3 protein-coding genes and 1 tRNA gene are annotated in these 2,964 nt (G+C 42.1%); 2 read left to right on the forward strand and 2 right to left on the reverse strand.

The features are described 5' to 3' along the window. The coding region (locus DV872_RS25830; RefSeq protein ID WP_147283278.1) for a PLP-dependent aminotransferase family protein at window positions 1–1,415 on the reverse strand (1,415 nt) is incomplete at its 3' end. Between the two features lie 107 nt (window positions 1,416–1,522). On the opposite strand from DV872_RS25830, the gene DV872_RS25835 reads away from it, so the two are divergent. Continuing rightward, complete coding sequence (locus tag DV872_RS25835; protein ID WP_114632860.1) at window positions 1,523–2,122, forward strand: LysE family translocator; 600 nt, start codon at window positions 1,523–1,525, stop codon at window positions 2,120–2,122. Window positions 2,123–2,210: 88 nt separating this feature from the next. On the opposite strand, the gene DV872_RS25840 is transcribed toward DV872_RS25835, so the two are convergent. Then, window positions 2,211–2,294, reverse strand: a tRNA-Leu gene (locus tag DV872_RS25840). Window positions 2,295–2,431: 137 nt separating this feature from the next. Between DV872_RS25840 and DV872_RS25845 the strand changes: the two genes are divergently transcribed. Next, window positions 2,432–2,800 (forward strand): rhodanese-like domain-containing protein, encoded by a 369-nt coding sequence (locus tag DV872_RS25845; RefSeq protein WP_158547195.1) that lies wholly within the window; start codon window positions 2,432–2,434, stop codon window positions 2,798–2,800. Window positions 2,801–2,964: the final 164 nt, after the last annotated feature.

Here is a 2,964-nt window from a genome sequence, read left to right on the forward strand (position 1 = left end):
TGTCCTAATTTAATAACACCTTTCCTGGTCTCATCAGTTATGGGGGATGCAAAACTGATTCGAAGGCAATTGCTGTATCTTTTTCCGGTAGTAAATGCCTGGCCGGGGACAGTGCTTATTCCACATTTAATCGCATCCTCAAAAAGCTGAAGGGTATCTGTATTGCCTGGTAATTCTACCCAGAAATAGAACCCCCCTTCAGGTTTTGTGATGGCTGTACCTTTGGGGAATTCTGAAATCAGGATCTGTTTCAGTTCACTGGCCTGCCGGGCAGTCGCTTTTTGCAGTTGAAGTATGTTTTGAGAATAACGGGAGCTTTTAAGGTATTCAGCCACTGCCTGCTGAACAGCCGGATTACCTCCCAGGGTCAATCCCATTTTCAAGCGTCTGCAGCTCTCATGGTTTTTTCCACCGATCAGCCATCCGCAGCGCATTCCCGGACTAATGGTTTTTGAAAAGGAGGAGCAGTAAATTACATCTCCCTCTCTGTCAAAACTCTTAATAGGACGTTCTTCCTTATGATCAAAAGAGCACTGATTATAGACATCGTCTTCAATTACAGTAACTCCATATTTTTCAGCAAGATTGATCACCTTCTTTCTATTCTTCTCTTTCATAAGAAATCCCAGTGGATTCTGATATATGGCTGTCATGATTACTGCCTTTACCTCCTCCCGGGCAAGCACAGATTCCAGTTGTATCAAATCCATACCGTCAGTCGTGGAGGTAGGGATGGGAATGACTCTTCGCTTAAGCTGATTCAGAATCTGAATGATACCAAGGAAGACGGGGCTTTCGGTAACAATGACATCTCCTGGAGAGGAGCAACTCTGTATGCCAAGACTCAAGGCCTCTGTACAGCCATTGGTGATAAGAATCTCTCTTGAAGAAACTGATACCCCTCTTTTCAGCATTATTGCTGCAATCTCTTTTCTGAGCTCCCGATGTCCACCTTCATCACAATAATCTGAAATCCAGTGACTCTCTTCTTTAAGAATTCGGATGAAATTCTGTTTGAGGCTCTTAATCGGAAGATTACTCTCATGTGGTTTCCCGGCTCCCAGAGGAACTATAGTCTCATCATTACCAGCTTCAACAATTCTACCAAGAATACTTAAGGGGGTAGCTTCTTCAGATTTGAGGTAATACTTCTCTTTCTGGGGTTCAGGTAGAGGACTGGTGCGTGGGTTACTGGCAAAGTATCCGGATTTTTCAATGGCATTTACCAAACCTTGTCGCTCAAGAAGCTCATAGGCCTGCATGACTACAGAGACAGCACAATTATACCTTTGACTCATTATCCGAAGGGAAGGAAGTCTGCTGCCGAAAGGAATTGTCCCTTCTTCAATAGCCGAACTCAAGTGGGCTGATATTTCTTCATACCTGAATGTCGTTTTCTCTTTTGATTTGATCATGAATCTATGTTAAATCTGTTATGGTTTAAAGGTCAATAAATTGTATCTGTTTTGGTTTTCTCTCTTTGGGTAGGCTGTCTGTATCATAAATATCCCGGAGGAAAATTATGAAGAGTATAGTGATTCCTGTTTTGTTATTTGTCCTTACGATGACGGTAACTCCCGGTCCAAACAATATGTTGCTAACGGCATCGGGAGCCCGCTTCGGTTATAGAAGAACTTTGCCCTTTATCGCCGGAATTGTTCTCGGGATCATCAGTCAGTTGATTCTATCGGCGCTGGGTCTTGGTTATTTGTTTCAACATTATCCTCTTGCACAAAAGGTTCTTAAAATTGCCGGTAGCGCTTATATTCTCTACCTTGCCGTGAAGATTGCTATGCCTTCGGGCAAAAGTAAGAAAAAAGGAGAGAATGTTGAAGAACCGATGCATTTTATTCAGGGAGCCTTGTTTCAGTATCTGAATCCTAAGGCCTACATCATGACGATTACTGCAATGTCTGTTTATCCTCTCCAGGGAGATATGTATTTTAGATCTTCATTGTTCATTCTGTTAAGCTTTCTGATTATCTGTCCGTTAAGCATTTCTCTCTGGGCCGGTTTTGGCTCTCTCCTTAAGAAGGTCATGAAAGAGGGGCGATATGCCGGGAGATTGAATCTCTTTCTGGGTGGAATCACGGCTTTGTCTGTTGTGTTTATTTTGAAGTGAGTTCTGGGGGCTGGGACTTCTCTTCCAGTTCAAGTCCCATGACCCAAAAAAAAGACAGTCTGCATATTATGCAAACTGTCCAAGTAGTTACCGGCGATGGGACTTGAACCCATACGGTCTTGCGACCAGCAGATTTTGAGTCTGCCGTGTATACCAATTTCACCACGCCGGCGGATAATGGGAAAGATAGCCTTGATTTACGGCTCTGTCAAGAACTGCCGAACAAAGGGAATGAACATAATACTTGACTATTTAACTTATATATACATAATTTATTATATATAGAAATAGTTTAAGCGAGGTATAGTTGTGAAAAAAATATTGGTACTTTTATTATTGAGTTTAACATTAAGCGGTTTCCTTTTTGCTGAATCTGCAGATTATACAAATTATAGTGAATTGAAAGAGCTGCTTGAGTCTGATGCAGATGATTATCTGCTTCTGGATGTCAGGACAGGACCCGAGTTTGAACAATCCCATATACCCGGTGCACTTAATATTCCCTATGATCTGCTTCCGGATGCTCTTCCTGTCGGAACTGCTAAAGACAAGACAATAATCGTGTACTGCCGCAGTGGAAACCGTTCAGGAACTGCCCGCAGAATACTCAGCAAGGCGGGATACACAGAGCTCCATGATTTTGGTGGGATAAGCCGCTGGAAGGGTGATCTTAAATAGTATTATTGCCTGTTTAACGCATTTGTTATAAACCTAATCACAGCTGTCCAAGATAAAATTGCTTCATAAAAACAGCCCCATTTGACCATCTGAAAAAAACATTGATTCTGCCATTGGTTTTGGCTTATTCAACCATAGCCAGATATCTTTTTTCATGAACAATA

Origin of the sequence: Oceanispirochaeta sp. M1 (assembly GCF_003346715.1) — a bacterium.
GTDB lineage: Bacteria > Spirochaetota > Spirochaetia > DSM-2461 > DSM-2461 > Oceanispirochaeta.